Below are 16643 nucleotides of genomic sequence, written 5' to 3'. Positions count from 1 at the left end.
TTTTCCCATCGGGCATCACCCCATCTTCTCATTCTCCGCCAGCGCCTTCAGCCCCGCGACATCGCGCACCAAGAGCTTTTGGCGCCCGCCGCTCACCAGCCCCCTGCCTTCCCAGGCACTCAGGATGCGCGACACGGTGTGAAGCGTCGTGCCGGTCATTTCGGCAATGTCCTGCCGGGTGATCGGAAAGTCGATGCGCACGCCCGCCCCCTCCGCGCGACCCGCCTGTTCGCTGAGCCGCAGCACCGCATGCGCCACCCGGCGCTCCACTTCCTCGGTAGAAATTTCGCGGATGCGCGTATGCGCCTCCTGCAGGCGTTGGCCGATCGTGGTCAGCGCCGTCGCTGCCAGCTGCGGATTTTGAGAGATCATCTGTGACCAAAGCTCCATCGGCCAGCACAGGGCCACCGCTTCGGACACGCACAGCGCCGTGCCGGGATAATCGCTTCGCTGCAGAGCCTTGGCGATGCCGAACAGATCACCCGGATTGACCATGCGCACGATGATCTGCTGGCCCTGCGGCGTCACCTGACTAACCTTCAGCCGACCATTCAGAAGCAGAAAGAAATGCGTGGCAGGCGCGCCCTGTTCGAACACGGCATCCCCCGCCGCAATTCGCCGCGACACCGCATGCGACAGCATGGCCTCGATATCGCCATCGGCCATCTCGGCAAACAGCGCAAATTTTTTGACGAGACTGATATCGAGCTTCACGCCGAACCTCCATGCCGGCCAAAGAACGCCAGCGTCTCACCTGACTAATCGCTGAAATGCGGATTTATTTGCGATTCATCAACGAAAGCCGGATTTTTTCAAGCCATCTGCAGCGAGCGCTTAAGGAGCCTCGCCATGCCCACGATCGAACAGCCTCACCCAAGCCACCGCGGAGCCGTTCCCCGCGGATTGCTGCAGACCGGACCGGTGCTTTTTTCCTACGGTTTCCGGCCGTTTTTCCTCGGCGGCGCCATCTGGGCCTGCGTCACCATGGTGTTGTGGATCGCCGCGCTGAGCGGCCAGATCGGCATCGGTGGCGACTACGGCCTTTATGCCTGGCATGCGCATGAAATGCTGTTCGGTTTCGGCAGCGCCATTCTCGCCGGGTTTTTCCTCACCGCCGTGCCCAACTGGACAGGCCGCCTGCCGGTCTCCGGCTGGCCTCTGGCCGGGCTGTTTTCGCTCTGGTGCCTTGGCCGGCTCGCCATGCTGTTTCCCGGTTGGACCGGCGCCTCGCTTGCCGCCGTGCTCGATGCGCTTTTCCTGCCGGCCCTTCTCGTCATCAGTGCGCGCGAAATCATTGCCGGCAAACAGTGGAAGAACCTGAAAGTGCTGATCGGCCTCGGCGTGCTGACCGCCGCGAACATCGGCTTTCATTACGAAACGATCGCCATTGGCGCACCGGACTACGCGTCCCGCTTCGGCATCTCCGCCTATATCGCGCTGATCACCGTCATCGGCGGCCGGATCATTCCGAGCTTCACCCGCAACTGGCTGGCAAAACAGGGGGCGACACGGTTTCCAGCCCCCTTCGGCCGGTTCGATATGGTCACCATCCTTTGTTCGGTGATCGCCCTTCTCGTCTGGTCCGTTGCCCCCGAAGGCAAAATAACCGCGATCGTCTGCGGCATTGCCGCCATGTTCCAGTTGGTACGCCTTCACCGCTGGCGCGGCTGGACCACGACGCGCGAAACGCTGGTCACCATCCTGCACGTCGCCTATCTCTTTGTGCCACTGGGCTTTGTCGCCATCGCCGCCTCGGCGCTCGGCGCAATCGACCGGGCATCGTCCATGCATGTTCTGACCGTCGGCACCATGTCGGCAATGATGCTGGCGGTGATGACCCGCGCCACCCGCGGCCATACCGGGCGGCAGCTGACGGCATCGAAAGTCACCAATCTCTGCTACTTTGCCATTCTCGCCTGCGCGCTGGTGCGGCCGCTCTCGGGCATCCTGCCCGGCCAGCTCGACCTGATCTACGCAGCCGCCGGTCTGCTCTGGCTCATCGCTTTCGGCCTCTATCTTTTCGAATACGGGCCGATGCTGACGCGGGTCCGGCGCCAAACGATGGGCTGACGGATCCGGACCGCCAAAAGCAAAAGCCCGCCCGGAGCAATCCGGACGGGCTTTGTTTCTTTTTTCTGAAACGGCTTTCTTAGAACCGGCCCGGATCGATCTGCACCGGATGCGCCGGCTTGAAGCCATCGTTCATGGCGGTGTTTTCCGTGCTGAACGAACGCGACGACACGACACGCGGCGCCTTGGCGGACGCTTCCACCTTGCCCTTGGTCTGCGCCCATTGCGCCAGAACATCGCCGGTCAGCGACTTGTCGGCTGGTGCGGCCTGAGACGGCGCAGCATTGGCGGTCGGAGCCTGCTTCACCGGAGCTTTGGCCTTCGGCGCATCGAAACCGTCACCGAATGTACGGGCCGCAGTGTTGGCCGCAGCCGGGTTGGCAAGCGCCACCTGAACCGGGCGTTTGCCGGGAACAGGAACCGATGCCTCGGACGCGCGCGAATATTCGGCACCCTTGGCAAGCGCTGCAACCAGCTCCGGCGTCAGAGCCTGCGAACCTTCGGCAACCGCGCCACCGGATGCAAGATGCTGGGCCTGCGCATCAAGCGTGTTCGGCACGGCCTGCGGCGATGCGGCGGCCAGCTGCTGCGTTTGCTGCGACGGAAGCGATGCATTCATCGGACCGGCCGAGAAGGCCGGGCGATGGGCCGGAACCGGCAATGCGGTGCCGCTCATTTCGGCCTTGTTGATGGCAGCCGCATAGGCCGTCATCGTGCCGGTATCGGCATCACCCTTCATGCCGCGCGGGCCGAGCAGGGTTGGAACCGGAATGGTATATTGCTGCAGATCGGCAAAGTTCTCGCCGTTCTGCTGGGCCGGAAGGGCTGCCTGAAGCGCATCCTGCGCGGCGCTGCGGCCGCCTTGCGAATACAGCGCATTGGCAAGGCTGGTGCTGCCGTCCTGGCGGAAGGCCGGACGCGACTGCGGCACCGGCGCATCGATAGTCGGAGCCTGCGGTTGCGCGGACGCCACCATGACCGGCGCGCTGTCGCTTTCGCCGTCGTCTGCGGTGGCCGGAGCCGCCGGACGGCCCGGAGCGGCAGGTGCCGGCGTGGTGATGGCTTCGGGATCTTCATCCTCGTCGCCGCCGCCGAACAGCATGGCCAGCAGGTTCTTCTTTTTCTTCACGGTTGCCGAAGAGGCAGGACCGGCCGTGCTGGCAATCTCGATCGAATCGGCGCCGACGCGCTTCTTGTAATCGGCCAGCGCCTGATCATAACCCGGCAGAGGCTTGCCGTCTGACGGCAGATGGATGGTGTTGCCCTTCGGGAAAAGACGGGCAAGTTCGTCACGCGACATGCGCGGCCAGGCGCGCACGCCGCCGACATCGAGATGCACGAACGGCGAACCGGACGTGGGGTAGAAACCGACGCCGCCGACCTGCAGTTGCATGGCGGTTCCGCGCAGCGTCGAAAGTTTTACGCCGGGGATGAAAAAGTCCATCGCCTTGCCCTGCGTATGCTGGCTGTTCTTGGCGACACCCTTGGTGCGCGAACGCAGCATGCCGTTGGTGGCCGGCGAACGATAGGCGGAAACGATGTGGATGTAATCCTTGGCGCCGACGCGGCGATAGACTTCCCACACGAGGTCGAAGAGGCGCGGGTCCATCTTCGTCGGCTCGTTGCGGCGCCAGTCGCGCAGGAACTGGTTGAGCTGCGCCAGACCCTTGGGGTCGAAACGGCCATTGCGCTTGAAGACGATCTCGGCCTTCTCGCGGGTATGGGTGTAATAAAGCTTGAGGCTGCGGGTCTCGGCAGACGCTGTGGTTGCCGACACCGCCGACATCAGTGGCAGCGCTACCACGCAGAGCGAGGCGGCAGCCACAACGCGCTTGGAAAACGACAGGCAACGTGCGGCGAACCCGCTGCGCCCTGTCCCATTTCCGGGCGTGGTGTTTTCATTCTGATACGGCAAGTCGATCCCCGTCCGATTGACAGCACAGCCAGTGCTGCCTCACATGACTGTGAAATGCGGTGACAGCATGGCAAATCCGCCACATGTCCACAAGCAATTCTTTTATAGTCAACAAAGGACTTATAAAAGATTGACAGTGTTTACCAGCCCAGACTTGCGTCAGGATTAACAGGAAAGATCGCCAGGACGGCGATCTTTATCGAACAAAATTGGTCCTGATGCCTTTCACACACGCGTTACGCGCAGATCAGGCGGCTTCGCGCAGCGGATTGTCCGGATCGATTCCGTAATCCTTGAGCTTGCGATAAAGCGTCGAGCGACCGATTCCGAGCTTGCGCGCCACCTGGCTCATCTGGCCGCGGTAGAATTTCAGCGCGAAACGGATCAGTTCCTCTTCCACATCCGCCAGCTTGCGCACGTCGCCGGTATCATCGGTGCTGACGATGACATTGTCCGGCACATGCAACGGAATGTGATGCGCAGCAGTGTCCGACCGCTCGCCGTAGAGGCCGGCCTCATCGGCGCGACCAGAGCCGACCGAAGAAGGCTCCTGCATCTCGACGGCAATCGCCCGCAGTTCCTCCGTGCGGAATTCCGGCAGCTGTGCCGCGATCTGCGGAAAATCGTCTTCCGTCAGCTCGTCGCCGCTGGCCAGCACGACTGCGCGGAAAATCGAGTTTTCCAGCTGGCGGATATTGCCCGGCCAGTCATAGGCGGTGAGCAGCGCCAGGGCACCGGCATTGAGCGTCAGGTTGCGGTCGAGCTTCTGCTCGGCGGAAAACCGCTCGGTGAAGACGCGCGCCAGATGCGGAATGTCTTCCTTGCGGCGACGCAGCGCCGGAATGGTGATGGGGAAGACGTTGAGGCGGTAATAGAGATCTTCGCGAAAACGCCCTGCCCGGACTTCCTCGATCAGGTCCTTGTTGGTGGCCGAGATCAGCCGCACATCGACCTTGTGGGTTTTGGAGGAACCGACGGTTTCGATTTCGCCCTGCTGCACGGCGCGCAACAGCTTCACCTGCACGTCGAGCGGCAGATCGCCGATCTCGTCAAGGAACAGCGTGCCGCCATCGGCTTCCACGAACTTGCCGGTATGGCGGTCGATCGCGCCGGTGAACGCACCCTTTTCATGGCCGAACAGGATGCTCTCGACCAGATTGTGCGGAATGGCACCACAGTTGACGGTGATGAACGGTTTTCCCGAACGGTCGCTGCCGCTCTGGATGGCACGCGCCACCATTTCCTTGCCGACGCCGGATTCACCTTCGAGCACGACCGGAATGCCGGAATGGGCAGCCCGTTCGGCCAGATCGATAACCCGCAGCATGTCCGGGCTGGCAGAGACGATATCGGCAAAACCGATCGGCCCGTTGCGACCCTTGCGCACGGTGCGCGTCTTTGTTTCCTTTTGATCCAGCTTCAAGGCATTGGCGATGGAAGCAGCTATACGCTCAGGCGAAACCGGCTTGACGACGAAGTCGAAAGCACCGGCGCGCATGGCCTGTACGACCGTTTCGATCGAACCCTGCCCGGTCTGCACGATGATCGGAATATTGAGGCCGAGTTCGTTGGCGGCATCGAGGAAACCGAGGCCATCCAGCTCCGGCATCATCAGGTCGAGAACGACGGCGTTGAACTGCGCCCGGTTTCGACGAAGGAACTCAAGCGCGATCCGGCCGTTTTCAGCCAGATGGCAGGAGTGGCCATGACGCTCTACGGCGTTCTTCAAAAGACGGCGTTGTACCGGATCGTCGTCCACGACAAGAATGTGCGCAGTCATGCTCGCTCCCGAAATAGTGGGCAGTACCGTAATGGCACCTATAATGGAGGTTGTGTCATGAAAGGCTTGAACATCCCGTTTTGAGAAAGGCTTGCATTTTAACGGCATGGCCTCAAAACAGAGCACCACGACTGAAACCTGCTTCGAAAAAGACCGGAAACGGCACTTGAGACATCAACAGGAAGGAATTTTGCACGATGACGTCCCACGTTAGACCGAATGGCAAGGAGAACCGCCGCGGTATCGTGGTCGCAGCCGACAGAGCTGCCACTTCCGCCGCGACGACTGAACTCGGCGACCTCCCGACATGGCAGCTCGAGGATCTTTACGACAGCCGCGATGGCGCCGCATTGAAGGCCGATCTCGACAGCGCCGCCGAGCGCGCCAGAGCATTTGAATCCGCCTGGAAGGGCAAGCTTGCCACCGCCGCCGAGAAGACCGGCGCGCAGGGCCTGGGCGTGGCCATCGCCGAATATGACGCGCTTGACGACCTTTTCGGCAAGATCGGCTCCTATGCCGGCCTCACCTATTTTTCCGACACGTCCAACCCCGCAAACGGCAAATTTTATGGCGACGTGCAGGCCAAGCTCACGGATCTTTCCGCCCATCTGTTATTTTTCGCGCTGGAACTGAACCGCATCGATGACGCGGTGATCGACGCCGCGATTGCGCGTGATCCGGCAGTTGCCCATTACCAGCCATGGATCGTCGACCTGAGAAAAGACAAGCCTTTCCAGCTGGAAGACAAGCTGGAGCAACTTTTTCTCGACAAGTCGATGACTTCGGCTGCCGCCTTCAACCGCCTGTTCGACGAGACCATGGCGGATCTGCGTTTCGAGGTGGATGGCGAAAAGCAGCCGCTGGAAATCACCCTCAACATGCTGCAGGAGCCGGACCCGGAGGTACGCGCCAAGGCGGCGCAGGCACTGTCCGCCACCTTCAAGGACAATCTGCGCGTCTTCACCCTGATCACCAACACGCTGGCCAAGGACAAGGCGATCTCCGACCGCTGGCGCGGTTTCGAGGACATCGCCGATAGCCGCCACCTTGCCAACCGCGTCGAGCGCGAAACCGTCGATGCGCTGGCTGCTGCTGTAAAGGACGCCTATCCGCGCCTGTCGCACCGTTATTATGCGATGAAGGCAAAATGGCTCGGCATGGAGACTATGAATTTCTGGGACCGCAACGCACCGCTGCCGGAAACCCCGAATGCCGTGATCCCGTGGACCGACGCCAGGGACACGGTTCTTTCGGCTTACGGTGCGTTTTCTCCTGAAATGGCCGATATCGCCCGCCGTTTCTTCGACGAACAGTGGATCGACGCCCCTGCCCGCCCCGGCAAGGCACCGGGCGCATTCGCGCATCCGACCGTCCCGTCCGCGCATCCTTACGTGCTTGTCAACTATCTCGGCAAACCGCGTGACGTGATGACGCTCGCCCACGAGCTTGGCCACGGCGTGCATCAGGTTCTGGCCGGCGGACAGGGTGCGCTGATGTGCCAGACGCCTCTGACCTTGGCGGAAACCGCTTCCGTCTTCGGCGAAATGCTCACCTTCCGCGCACTTCTGGAAAAAACCAGGGACAGAAAAGAACGCAAGGCCATGCTCGCCCAGAAGGTCGAGGACATGATCAACACGGTCGTGCGCCAGATCGCCTTCTACGAATTCGAGCGCAAGGTGCATACGGCCCGCAAGGATGGCGAACTGACGGCTGAACAGATCGGCGAACTTTGGCTGTCGGTGCAGGAAGAGAGCCTCGGCCCGGCGATCAAAATCTCGGAAGGCTACGAGACGTGGTGGACCTATATCCCCCACTTCATCCACTCGCCCTTCTATGTCTACGCCTACGCCTTCGGCGACTGCCTGGTGAACTCGCTTTACGCGGTCTACCAGAACGCCGCTCCGGGCTTTCAGGAAAAGTATTTTGACCTGCTGAAAGCCGGCGGTTCAAAGCATTATTCGGAACTGCTGAAACCGTTTGGCCTCGATGCCTCCGATCCGGCCTTCTGGTCGAAGGGACTGTCGATGATCGAGAGCCTGATCGACGAACTGGAAGCGCTGGACGAGGCCTGAGCGCTTCCAGTGACGGTGCCTCTCAGCCGATCTCCCCCCTTGAGGGGGAGATGCCCGGCAGGGCAGAGGGGGGTGTCTCTGGCGCAAATACCGCTTGTTCCGTCTTTTCCGCACCGTTGCTTAACCCCCTCTGTCACTATCGTGACATCTCCCCCTCAAGGGGGGAGATCAGAGGGAGTTCATGGCGGCCCCTCACCTCCACGCACAGCTCCGCTCTTGATAGAAAACTCGTTGCGCGAACCATTGATGGGCATGGTAATGGACACCTGCATTCGCTAACGCAGAAAAAGGGTAATCGGGTTTTTCTCACTTATGGCAACACATGCCCCCTTCGCTCTCTTCCGCGATGACCGCACCGGCGAAAGCATGGTCTTCGACCACCCGCACGAAATCGTCATGGCCCGTACCGCCGACGACATCCTGCCCGCACTGGAAAAGCTGGAAACCGCCCGAAAAAACGGCTTCTGGCTGGCCGGTTACCTTTCCTATGAAGCCGGCCACATTTTCGAGCCCAAACTGCGGCCGCTGATCGAGGACAACCGTGAAACGCCGCTGATCGCCATGGGCATATTCGATGCCCCAACCGGCAACGACCATCCGCTGGCCACGCCACCCGCCGAGAATGACACCGCAGCGCTCACCGATTTCCGCGCCGGCTGGGATTTCGACACCTATGCCGAGCGGTTCGAACGCCTGCACCGCCATATCCGCCGCGGCGACTGTTATCAGGCCAACCTCACCATGCCGATCACCGCCCGCTGGGAGGGTGACGCCAAAACACTGTTCTGGTCGCTGATCGAACGCCAGCCGGTGCGTTACGGCGCACTGATCGATCTTGATGCAGAGACGGGCGGCCCAACCATCCTGTCACGCTCGCCCGAACTGTTCTTTTCCGTCGATACCGATGGGATAATCGAAACCCATCCGATGAAGGGCACCGCCGCTCGTGGAGCGAACGAGGACGACGACCGCGCCATCATCGCCACCATGCTGTCCGACGAAAAGACGCTCGCCGAAAACCGCATGATCGTCGATCTGCTGCGCAACGACATTTCCGCTGTAACGGAGGTCGGCACGCTGTCGGTGCCAAAACTGTTCGAAATCGAAACCTATCCGACCGTGCACCAGATGGTCAGCCATGTTCGCGCCAAATTGTTGCCCAAAACAGGTTTGCCGGAAATTCTGGCCGCGCTGTTTCCCTGCGGCTCGATCACCGGTGCTCCAAAGATGTGGGCGATGCGCATTCTGTCGGAACTGGAGGACGGCCCGCGCGACGCCTATTGCGGCGCGATCGGCTGGTGTGATCCGGCGGGGCCGATGCGATTTTCGGTGGCCATCCGCACGATCTCCCTTTTCAGGAGCGGGAATGCGGTTTTCAATGTGGGCGGCGGCATCGTGTTCGATTCCACCGCAGAGGCGGAGTATGAGGAATGTCTGCTAAAGGCAAGGTTCGCGGCGGGAAACCGGCCGATCTTTCGCTGATCGAAACCATGCGCTGGGAGCCGGATACCGGCTTTGCCCGCATCGACCAGCATCTGCGCCGGCTGAAGCGCTCGGCCGATGCACTGGGTTTCCGCGCCGGCCCCGACGACATCGTGCAACGCCTGAAAGGTGCGGCCGAAGGCGAAGCGCCCTTGCGCGTGCGCCTCGAAATGACCTTTCGCGGCAATATCGACATCACCACCACGGCCTTCAATCCGCTCTCGGAAGACACGATCTGGCGCATCAAAATTGCCGAAACCCGCATGCCGTCCGATGACCTGATGTACCGCCACAAAACCACCCGCCGCGAAGTCTACGAGGCGGCCCGCGCCGAATTTTCGATGGAAGAGGTGGACGAGGTTCTGCTGCTCAACGAACGCGACGAACTCTGCGAAGGCACGATCACAAATATCTTTGTCGAACAGGCCGACGGCACGCTGACGACACCGCCGATCTCGTCGGGCCTGCTGGCCGGCATCCTGCGCGGCGATCTGATCCGCGAAGGCCGCGCCAAGTCTGGTCTGGTGAAGCGCGCCGACATGGAAGGACGACAGATCTTTGTCGGCAACTCGCTGCGCGGGCTGATCAGGGCGGAACTGGTGGGCTGAGCATCGTGGCGGGGACGGATCTGCACCAACATCTCCTTGCGCTCGAAACCGAGCTACAAACCGCGACGACAAGAAACTCTGAGGCACGACTGCGGCAACTTTTGTCTTCCGATTTTCGTGAATTCGGCCGCTCCGGTCGCAGTTACGACTTTCGGCAAACCCTTGCAGGCCTGACGAGTGAGACAATAGCCGCGAAAGCGACGATCGAAGATTTCAGCATTTCTCTCCTGAGCGACACGATTGCCCTGGCAACCTATCTCGGCATTCGTTTTCTAGCGGATGGCAGCACCCAGCGGACAAATCGCAGTTCGATCTGGAGATTGGAAGCAGATGGCGGTTGGCGCATGGTTTTTCACCAAGGCACGCCAACCACCTAGGACCATTCATTTCCGCCGATAAAACACCATGCCGCCATGGTGCAGCACATCCGCACTCGCGAAATCGCCGTCAGCCGTAAAACCGGTATCGTCCCAATAGTCGATATGGCTGCCAGTCACTTCATACCGCCCCTGATAGGCGCTTTCGCGGCTGCCGCGCGCCTCGTCGTAACGGCCGTTGGGCAACAGCTCGTGGCGGATGCGGCCATCCTCTGTCACCCACATGCCAACATAGGGGTGGGTCTGCCGGGTCTTGTTCATCGTGTCCTCTGCAAAAACGGGATGGGCAAAAAGCGCCGCCAGTGAGACGGCGGCGCGAAGGGTGATCTGGCGGCGCGTCATCAGATCGCTCCTCAGAAAGCCGCCCGCGTCGGGCGCACGACGATCTCGTTGACGTCGACATCCTCCGGCTGCTCGATGGCAAAGCGCACGGCGCGGCCGATCGCATCAGGCTGAAGTGCTATGGCGCGGTAGGTCTTCATGCCTTCGACGGCGACCGGATCGGTGATCGTGTCGGCCAGTTCGCTTTCCACCACGCCGGGATGGATGCAGGTGACGCGCAGTTTTTCGTTTTCCTGACGCAACCCATCGGAAATCGCCCGCACCGCATATTTCGTGGCGCAATAGACCGCCGCCGTCGGCGAAACGGAAAGTGCGCCCACCGACGCGATGTTGATGATCTGGCCTGAACCGCGCGCCGTCATCTCCGGCAGCACGGCGGCAATGCCGTAGAGCACACCCTTGATGTTGACGTCGATCATGCGGTCCCATTCCTCGACCTTCAGCGAGGACATCAGTGACAGCGGCATGACGCCGGCATTGTTGACGATGACGTCCACCCGCCCGAATTCTTTTCGTGCTGCATCGGCAAAGGCCGCGACATCGGCGCGGTCTGTCACATCGAGTTTGCGGGTCAGCACCGTGGCGCCGGTGCCGCGCAGTTCTTGCGCCAGCGTTTCCAGCCGGTCGGTGCGGCGTGCACCGAGCACGACGGTCGCGCCGGCCTTCGCCAGTTCACGCGCAATGCCGACGCCGATACCGCTCGATGCGCCGGTGATGAGAACAACCTTGTCCCTGATCCTGTCCATGACTTTCTCCTCTGAACGACCCGCCTCATTGCGGTTGCCAGCAAGATATGTTTTCGCCATTGTCGCGATAAGCCACTCATTGATTTCCAGACTGGCAAGGAAAACTAACCAATGCTGCCCGACTTCAACGCGCTCGCCATCTTTGCCCTCGTCGCCGAGGAGAGGAATTTTCGCGCTGCCGCCGACCGCATGGGCGTCACCCGCTCCGCCGTCAGCCAGACGATCCGAAAGCTGGAGGAAACGCTTGGCATCGCGCTTGTTGCGCGCACCACCCGCAGCGTGGCGCTGACGGAGGCAGGAGAGCGGCTTTACGCGGAAACCGCCCCGGCGCTGGCCGAGATGCGCGGCGCCGTCGAAGCCGCCGCCAACCGGCAGGGCAGTCCGCGTGGCAAACTCAATCTGGCGGTATCATCGATCGCCGAAAGTTTTCTCTCCGGCCCGCTGCTGGCGGCCTTCGCCGAGGAAAACCCGGATGTGAAACTGCACATCACCGTCACCGACGAGGAATTCGATATCGTCGCCGAAGGTTATGATGCCGGCGTGCGGCTGGGCGAAGTGATCGCGCAGGACATGATCGCCGTCCCGGTCTCCGGCGATCAGCGGCAGTTGGCCGTCGCCTCCCCCGCTTACCTCGCGCGTTTTGGCACACCCGCACATCCGCGCGAATTGTCCGGCCACCGTTGCATCGGTTGGCGCGTCGCCCCGCATATTGCCCCCTATCGCTGGGAGTTTGCCGAAGCAGGCAAGGAATTTGTCGTCGCGGCCGCCGACACCATCACCACCACCGACATGACGCTGATGGTGCGGCTTGCCGTTGCCGGCGCCGGCATTTCCTTCGGCATGGAAGACACGTTTCGCGAACCGCTTTCGCGTGGCGAACTGGTTCCCGTTCTCGAAGATTTCTGCCCGTGGTTTCCGGGTTTTTATCTCTATTACCCGAGCCGGAGAAACATGGCGCCAAAACTGCGGGCATTGGTGGATCACCTGCGGCAATTTCGAAAATAATCAGCCTTCGTGCCGCTCGACCTCATAAACGCAGCAGTTTTTACCATCGATCTCGTAACGACCGCCCGCCTTCCACAGGGAATAGGCCGGTTCCAGATCGAGAGAGGGCGATTCCCGGCGCAGCCCCAGCCGGGAAATCAGGCCGCCACGCGGTCTGGGCTTGGGCTCCGGCAGATCGGGCTGCAGCAGAAACAGCATCAGCCAATCCTGCAGAACATAGTCGGCCGCAATGCCGTGACAGGCTTCCTTGAGGCCGTAATGCCAGCTTGGTCTTTTCGGCCCTGAATAACGCACCTCATCGGCAAAGGCGTCCAGCGCGTCACCGGCCTCCTCCCATTCGGGATGTTCCGGCTTGCCGGTGACAAACGTCAGTTCATCCAGGGCATCCGCATGGGTCGTCTTGCCACGTGCGCGCAAAAAGCCGGCCCGCTGGGCGATATCGCGGCGCGCGAGTTCAACGAGAACATCCAGTGGCCGCGCATTGCGCACCAGCGGACGGGCATGAAAACCAGCGTTTTCTCCCTCCGCTGCCGGCAAGGATTGCGTGGCCGGCCAGTGATCGGTGAACAGCCGCTTCAGCCTTTCGAGAAACCTGCCGCCATCCGGCAGATCTGCGAACAGCGTGTCGAAACGGTCGGGATGCGCCTGGCCGATCAGCGCAATGAAATGGCTGTGGTCGTTTTCCTGTTCGCCCGTATAGGTCTGCCGCCAGAGTATTTCGAGATCATGCTGCTCGTCCGGAACCGCTTGCGGCGCCCGTTCGGGCTCAACCACCGACGCTGGAGGCGCTTCCGCCGACGGCTCCGGTTGCTGTTTCTCGAGGTGATCGGCAAAACGGCGAAGCGGCAGATAGATATTGGCCACTTTCATGCCGGCGGCACCGACAACAATAGCCGATCCCTCCGGCCACCACGGCCGGCTGTCGCGGCTCATGGTGGCCCCCATGACATTGTCCAGTCCCTTCCAGAGATCGGAAAGCCGACGCGCCCAGGCCTGATATTCCGGAGAATTCACATCCGCCTGCGGACGCGGAAATTCCAGCACCCAGGCATCAATCAGCCCTTCTCCCGGCCCGATATCGTCATCGGACGTGTGGCGGGTACCCAGAACATATCCCTTGCGCCACTCGCCCGCAAAAAACGCCAGCCTTGCATGGTTCTCACCGCCCGGCGCATAACTGCCATAGGCGATCAGCGCCGAGGCGCCGTTGTCTGCTTCATTCACTGTCATGGCTTTTGCATCAATGCGGAATCATGTCGTTTTGATGGGCGACACGCTGTGCGGTGTCAAATCGCACGCCTTGCGTTCCTCATCCGCCAATGCCGCTGCCATGTTGCAGCCGAGAAAAAACACCAGCCAGAAGGCCAGCCACAGTGCCCAACGCGGCAATTCCGACCCGCTTTTGACGGCAGCGATCACCCTGCCAGCCCGCACGATACCCATGAAATGCCCCTGCTTACACGCCGCGATGGCGAAACACCGCCAGATCCGCATCGTCAGTTACAGCGGCGACGACATAAGCCCTCAGCGTGAATTCGGTCATCCCACCATCTCGTTTCAAAACCCCATTCGCCCTGTTTCTAGGGCGCGCCGGACAAGTTCCAAGCCCCAGGGTGTTTTTACGACGCCCGCAACCGTTCGCTGAAACAGGAGATTGACAAGCGCCCGGCACCCGGCCAGCCTGCACCGCATGTCGCCGACCTACACACCCTATGACGGCTCATCGCCGCTTTTCACCATCGGCCTGTCGCCGCTCGACCCCGAATGCTGGATCGAGCCGGATACAAATCTCGTCTTCGAACTGGCGGAAAAGCGCCGCCTTGTCTCCGAGCATGGCGACAAGGTTCTTCGCGCAGAGCCGGGCACGGAAAATGCCCAGCGCGAGGTGCTGGAGCGGCTGGCGGACTATCTCACCACCCACCATCCCGATCTCTACCGGCGCGATGGCGACCGCATCCATATGGCCGGCCACACGGTCGATCTATCCGACGAAACCATGCTGCCGATCCACCGCGCCGGGCTTCTGGTTCAGGACGATCTGGTCATCATGAAAAAGGGTGAAAACGGCTGGCGTATTGCCGCTGCATTCCTGGCCTTCCCCTCCTCGTGGAAACTGTCTGAAAAATTCGGCAAGGTGATGAATGAGGTGCACGCCCCGGTGCCCGGTTTTCAGGACGGCAGCCGCAATGCCGAGCTGATCGCCCGCATGTTCGATCGCCTGCAGCCCGGCAACCCCGTGCGGCGGATGAACTGGTCGGTCAACTGGCGACACGCACTTTATCACCCGGTATCGCCACCAGCGGATGTGGTGCGCGTGACCCCGGCGGAAAACACGATCATCCGCGTCGAACGCCAGACGCTGACCAAGCTTCCGGTATCAGGAGACATCCTGTTCACCATCCGCATCTACCTCGATCCGGTGGCGGCGATCCTCGCCGAACCCGATGCTGAACGGCTGGCGCTCGCCATGGCGGATCAGCTGGAAAAACTGACGATCGACGAAGCCGAATACAAGGGCGTGCTGGAAAAACGGAACGAACTGCTGGCGCTGCTGCGGCAGCCGCAAACCGCTGTGATGGAGCCGCAAAAAACGCCTGCGCAATAGCGCCTTGTCCTTGCCGTGTTGCTGGAACAAACGCTTTATTGTGACGATGAAATATGATCTAGCGCACCGCATCAAAACACACGTCACAATATCCGTCACACTGGACCATTATGCGTGAAAAGCCTGACTGCGGCCAAACAACAGCAGTCGATCGTTAGGGAGCATGACATGACTGACCAGAACTACCCGGTTTATGCCGAAATCACCGGCCCGATCGTGATGATCGGCTTTGGTTCGATCGGTCGCGGCACGCTGCCGTTGATCGAGCGCCATTTCAAGTTCGACAAGAGCCGGATGGTGGTCATCGACCCGCGCGAAGAACCCGCCGACATGGAAATCCTTGCCAAGCATGGCGTGCGCCACATCAAGGAACACGTCACCAAGGAAAATTACAAGGAACTGCTCAAGCCGCTCCTGACCGAAGGCGAAGGCCAGGGTTTCTGCGTCAACCTGTCGGTCGATACCGGCTCGCTTGACCTGATGAAGCTGTGCCGCAAGCTCGACGTGCTTTACATCGACACGGTCGTTGAGCCGTGGCTCGGCTTCTATTTCGACACCAGCATGAAGAATTCCGAGCGCACCAACTATGCGCTGCGCGAAACGGTGCGCAAGGAAAAGGCCAAGAACCCGGGCGGCACCACCGCCGTTTCCACCTGCGGCGCCAATCCGGGCATGGTCTCGTGGTTCGTCAAGCAGGCGCTGGTCAACCTTGCCAACGACACCGGCCTGAAATTCGAAGAGCCGGATCAGCATGACCGCGAAGGCTGGGCCAAGCTGATGAAGAAGCTCGGCGTCAAGGGCGTGCACATTGCCGAACGCGACACCCAGCGCACCAAGCATCCAAAACCGCTGAACGTGTTCTGGAACACATGGTCTGCGGAAGGCTTCATCTCGGAAGGCCTGCAGCCATCCGAACTCGGCTGGGGCACCCACGAAAACTGGATGCCGAAAAACGCCAAGAAGCACAAGAAGGGCTGCCAGGCCGCCATCTATCTGGATCAGCCGGGCGCCAACACCCGCGTGCGCACCTGGTGCCCGACACCGGGCCCGCAATACGGTTTCCTCGTCACCCATAACGAGTCGATCTCGATTGCCGATTATTACACGGTCGAGAAGGACGGCGAAGTCGTCTACCGCCCGACCTGCCATTACGCCTACCACCCGGCCAATGACGCGGTTCTGTCGCTGCACGAAATGTTCGGCAATGGCGGCAAGCAGCAGCCCGTCCTGCACGTTCTGAACGAGGACGAGCTTGAGGATGGCGTCGACGAACTCGGCGTGCTGCTCTACGGCCACGAAAAGAACGCCTACTGGTACGGTTCGCGCCTGTCGCTGGAAGAAACCCGCCGCATCGCGCCTTACCAGAACGCCACCGGCCTGCAGGTAACGTCCGCCGTTCTCGCCGGCATGGTCTGGGCGCTGGAAAACCCGAAGGCCGGCATCGTCGAAGCCGACGAGGTCGATTACAAGCGTTGCCTGGAAGTTCAGACGCCTTACCTCGGCCCGGTCGAAGGCCATTACACCGACTGGACCCCGCTCGAAGGCCGTCCGGGCCTGTTCCCGGAAGACATCGACGAGAAGGACGCCTGGCAGTTCAAGAACATTCTGGTCCGCTAAGCCGCCCGGAACTGTAAATAGTCA

General features: G+C 61.1%; 15 protein-coding genes. 9 read left to right on the top strand and 6 right to left on the bottom strand.

Features of this window, described 5'->3' with window-relative positions; genetic code table 11:
• Positions 1 to 15 precede the first annotated feature (15 nt).
• Positions 16 to 714: a Crp/Fnr family transcriptional regulator gene (locus EDF70_RS02005; protein ID WP_132271578.1), complete on the bottom strand. Its 699-nt coding sequence runs from the start codon at positions 712 to 714 to the stop codon at positions 16 to 18.
• Between the two features lie 135 nt (positions 715 to 849).
• Between EDF70_RS02005 and EDF70_RS02000 the strand changes: the two genes are divergently transcribed.
• Positions 850 to 2070 (top strand): NnrS family protein, encoded by a 1221-nt coding sequence (locus EDF70_RS02000; protein WP_132271577.1) that lies wholly within the window; start codon positions 850 to 852, stop codon positions 2068 to 2070.
• Between the two features lie 79 nt (positions 2071 to 2149).
• On the opposite strand, the gene EDF70_RS01995 is transcribed toward EDF70_RS02000, so the two are convergent.
• Positions 2150 to 3985 (bottom strand): DUF882 domain-containing protein, encoded by a 1836-nt coding sequence (locus EDF70_RS01995; protein WP_132271576.1) that lies wholly within the window; start codon positions 3983 to 3985, stop codon positions 2150 to 2152.
• 247 nt (positions 3986 to 4232) lie between these two features.
• Entirely contained in the window at positions 4233 to 5765 is a 1533-nt protein-coding gene (locus EDF70_RS01990; protein ID WP_132271575.1) for a sigma-54 dependent transcriptional regulator, read from the bottom strand.
• A 197-nt stretch (positions 5766 to 5962) separates the two neighbouring features.
• Between EDF70_RS01990 and EDF70_RS01985 the strand changes: the two genes are divergently transcribed.
• The 4 genes from EDF70_RS01985 (at position 5963) to EDF70_RS01965 (ending at position 10304) form a co-directional block, all read left to right on the top strand.
• On the top strand, positions 5963 to 7837 hold the full coding sequence (locus tag EDF70_RS01985) for a M3 family oligoendopeptidase (RefSeq protein WP_132271574.1): 1875 nt from the start codon (positions 5963 to 5965) through the stop codon (positions 7835 to 7837).
• 312 nt (positions 7838 to 8149) lie between these two features.
• A complete protein-coding gene (locus EDF70_RS01975) occupies positions 8150 to 9319 on the top strand; it encodes an aminodeoxychorismate synthase component I (RefSeq protein WP_132271573.1) in 1170 nt (389 codons plus the stop codon).
• Positions 9268 to 9927, top strand: coding sequence for an aminotransferase class IV family protein (locus EDF70_RS01970; RefSeq protein WP_132271572.1), 660 nt, complete (start codon positions 9268 to 9270; stop codon positions 9925 to 9927). Before EDF70_RS01975 ends, EDF70_RS01970 begins: the two co-directional genes overlap by 52 nt.
• Before the next feature lie 5 nt (positions 9928 to 9932).
• Positions 9933 to 10304 (top strand): DUF4440 domain-containing protein, encoded by a 372-nt coding sequence (locus tag EDF70_RS01965; RefSeq protein WP_165931920.1) that lies wholly within the window; start codon positions 9933 to 9935, stop codon positions 10302 to 10304.
• 6 nt (positions 10305 to 10310) lie between these two features.
• Here the strand turns inward: EDF70_RS01965 and EDF70_RS01960 are convergent, their stop codons facing one another.
• Together EDF70_RS01960 and EDF70_RS01955 are read right to left on the bottom strand one after the other, a co-directional pair.
• Entirely contained in the window at positions 10311 to 10646 is a 336-nt protein-coding gene (locus EDF70_RS01960; protein WP_132271570.1) for an Atu4866 domain-containing protein, read from the bottom strand.
• A gap of 11 nt (positions 10647 to 10657) precedes the next feature.
• Positions 10658 to 11392, bottom strand: a complete 735-nt coding sequence (locus EDF70_RS01955) for an SDR family oxidoreductase (RefSeq protein WP_132271569.1) — start codon at positions 11390 to 11392, stop codon at positions 10658 to 10660.
• 111 nt (positions 11393 to 11503) lie between these two features.
• On the opposite strand from EDF70_RS01955, the gene EDF70_RS01950 reads away from it, so the two are divergent.
• Positions 11504 to 12397, top strand: coding sequence for a LysR family transcriptional regulator (locus EDF70_RS01950; RefSeq protein WP_132271568.1), 894 nt, complete (start codon positions 11504 to 11506; stop codon positions 12395 to 12397).
• On the opposite strand, the gene EDF70_RS01945 is transcribed toward EDF70_RS01950, so the two are convergent.
• Positions 12398 to 13627, bottom strand: coding sequence for a hypothetical protein (locus EDF70_RS01945; RefSeq protein WP_132271567.1), 1230 nt, complete (start codon positions 13625 to 13627; stop codon positions 12398 to 12400).
• Positions 13628 to 13661: 34 nt separating this feature from the next.
• Here EDF70_RS01945 and EDF70_RS01940 point away from each other — a divergent pair, with 34 nt between their 5' ends.
• The 3 genes from EDF70_RS01940 to EDF70_RS01930 all read left to right on the top strand — a co-directional run bounded on the left by EDF70_RS01940 (position 13662) and on the right by EDF70_RS01930 (position 16619).
• On the top strand, positions 13662 to 14042 hold the full coding sequence (locus tag EDF70_RS01940) for a hypothetical protein (RefSeq protein ID WP_132271566.1): 381 nt from the start codon (positions 13662 to 13664) through the stop codon (positions 14040 to 14042).
• 9 nt (positions 14043 to 14051) lie between these two features.
• Positions 14052 to 15002 carry a DUF3445 domain-containing protein gene (locus EDF70_RS01935; protein WP_348639704.1) on the top strand — a complete coding sequence of 317 codons (951 nt, stop codon included), beginning with the start codon at positions 14052 to 14054 and terminating at the stop codon, positions 15000 to 15002.
• A 168-nt stretch (positions 15003 to 15170) separates the two neighbouring features.
• Positions 15171 to 16619, top strand: coding sequence for a homospermidine synthase (locus tag EDF70_RS01930; RefSeq protein ID WP_132271565.1), 1449 nt, complete (start codon positions 15171 to 15173; stop codon positions 16617 to 16619).
• Positions 16620 to 16643: the final 24 nt, after the last annotated feature.

Source organism: Neorhizobium sp. JUb45, assembly GCF_004343585.1.
Classification (GTDB): domain Bacteria; phylum Pseudomonadota; class Alphaproteobacteria; order Rhizobiales; family Rhizobiaceae; genus Neorhizobium.
This window is presented reverse-complemented; position numbering and strand designations above follow the sequence as displayed.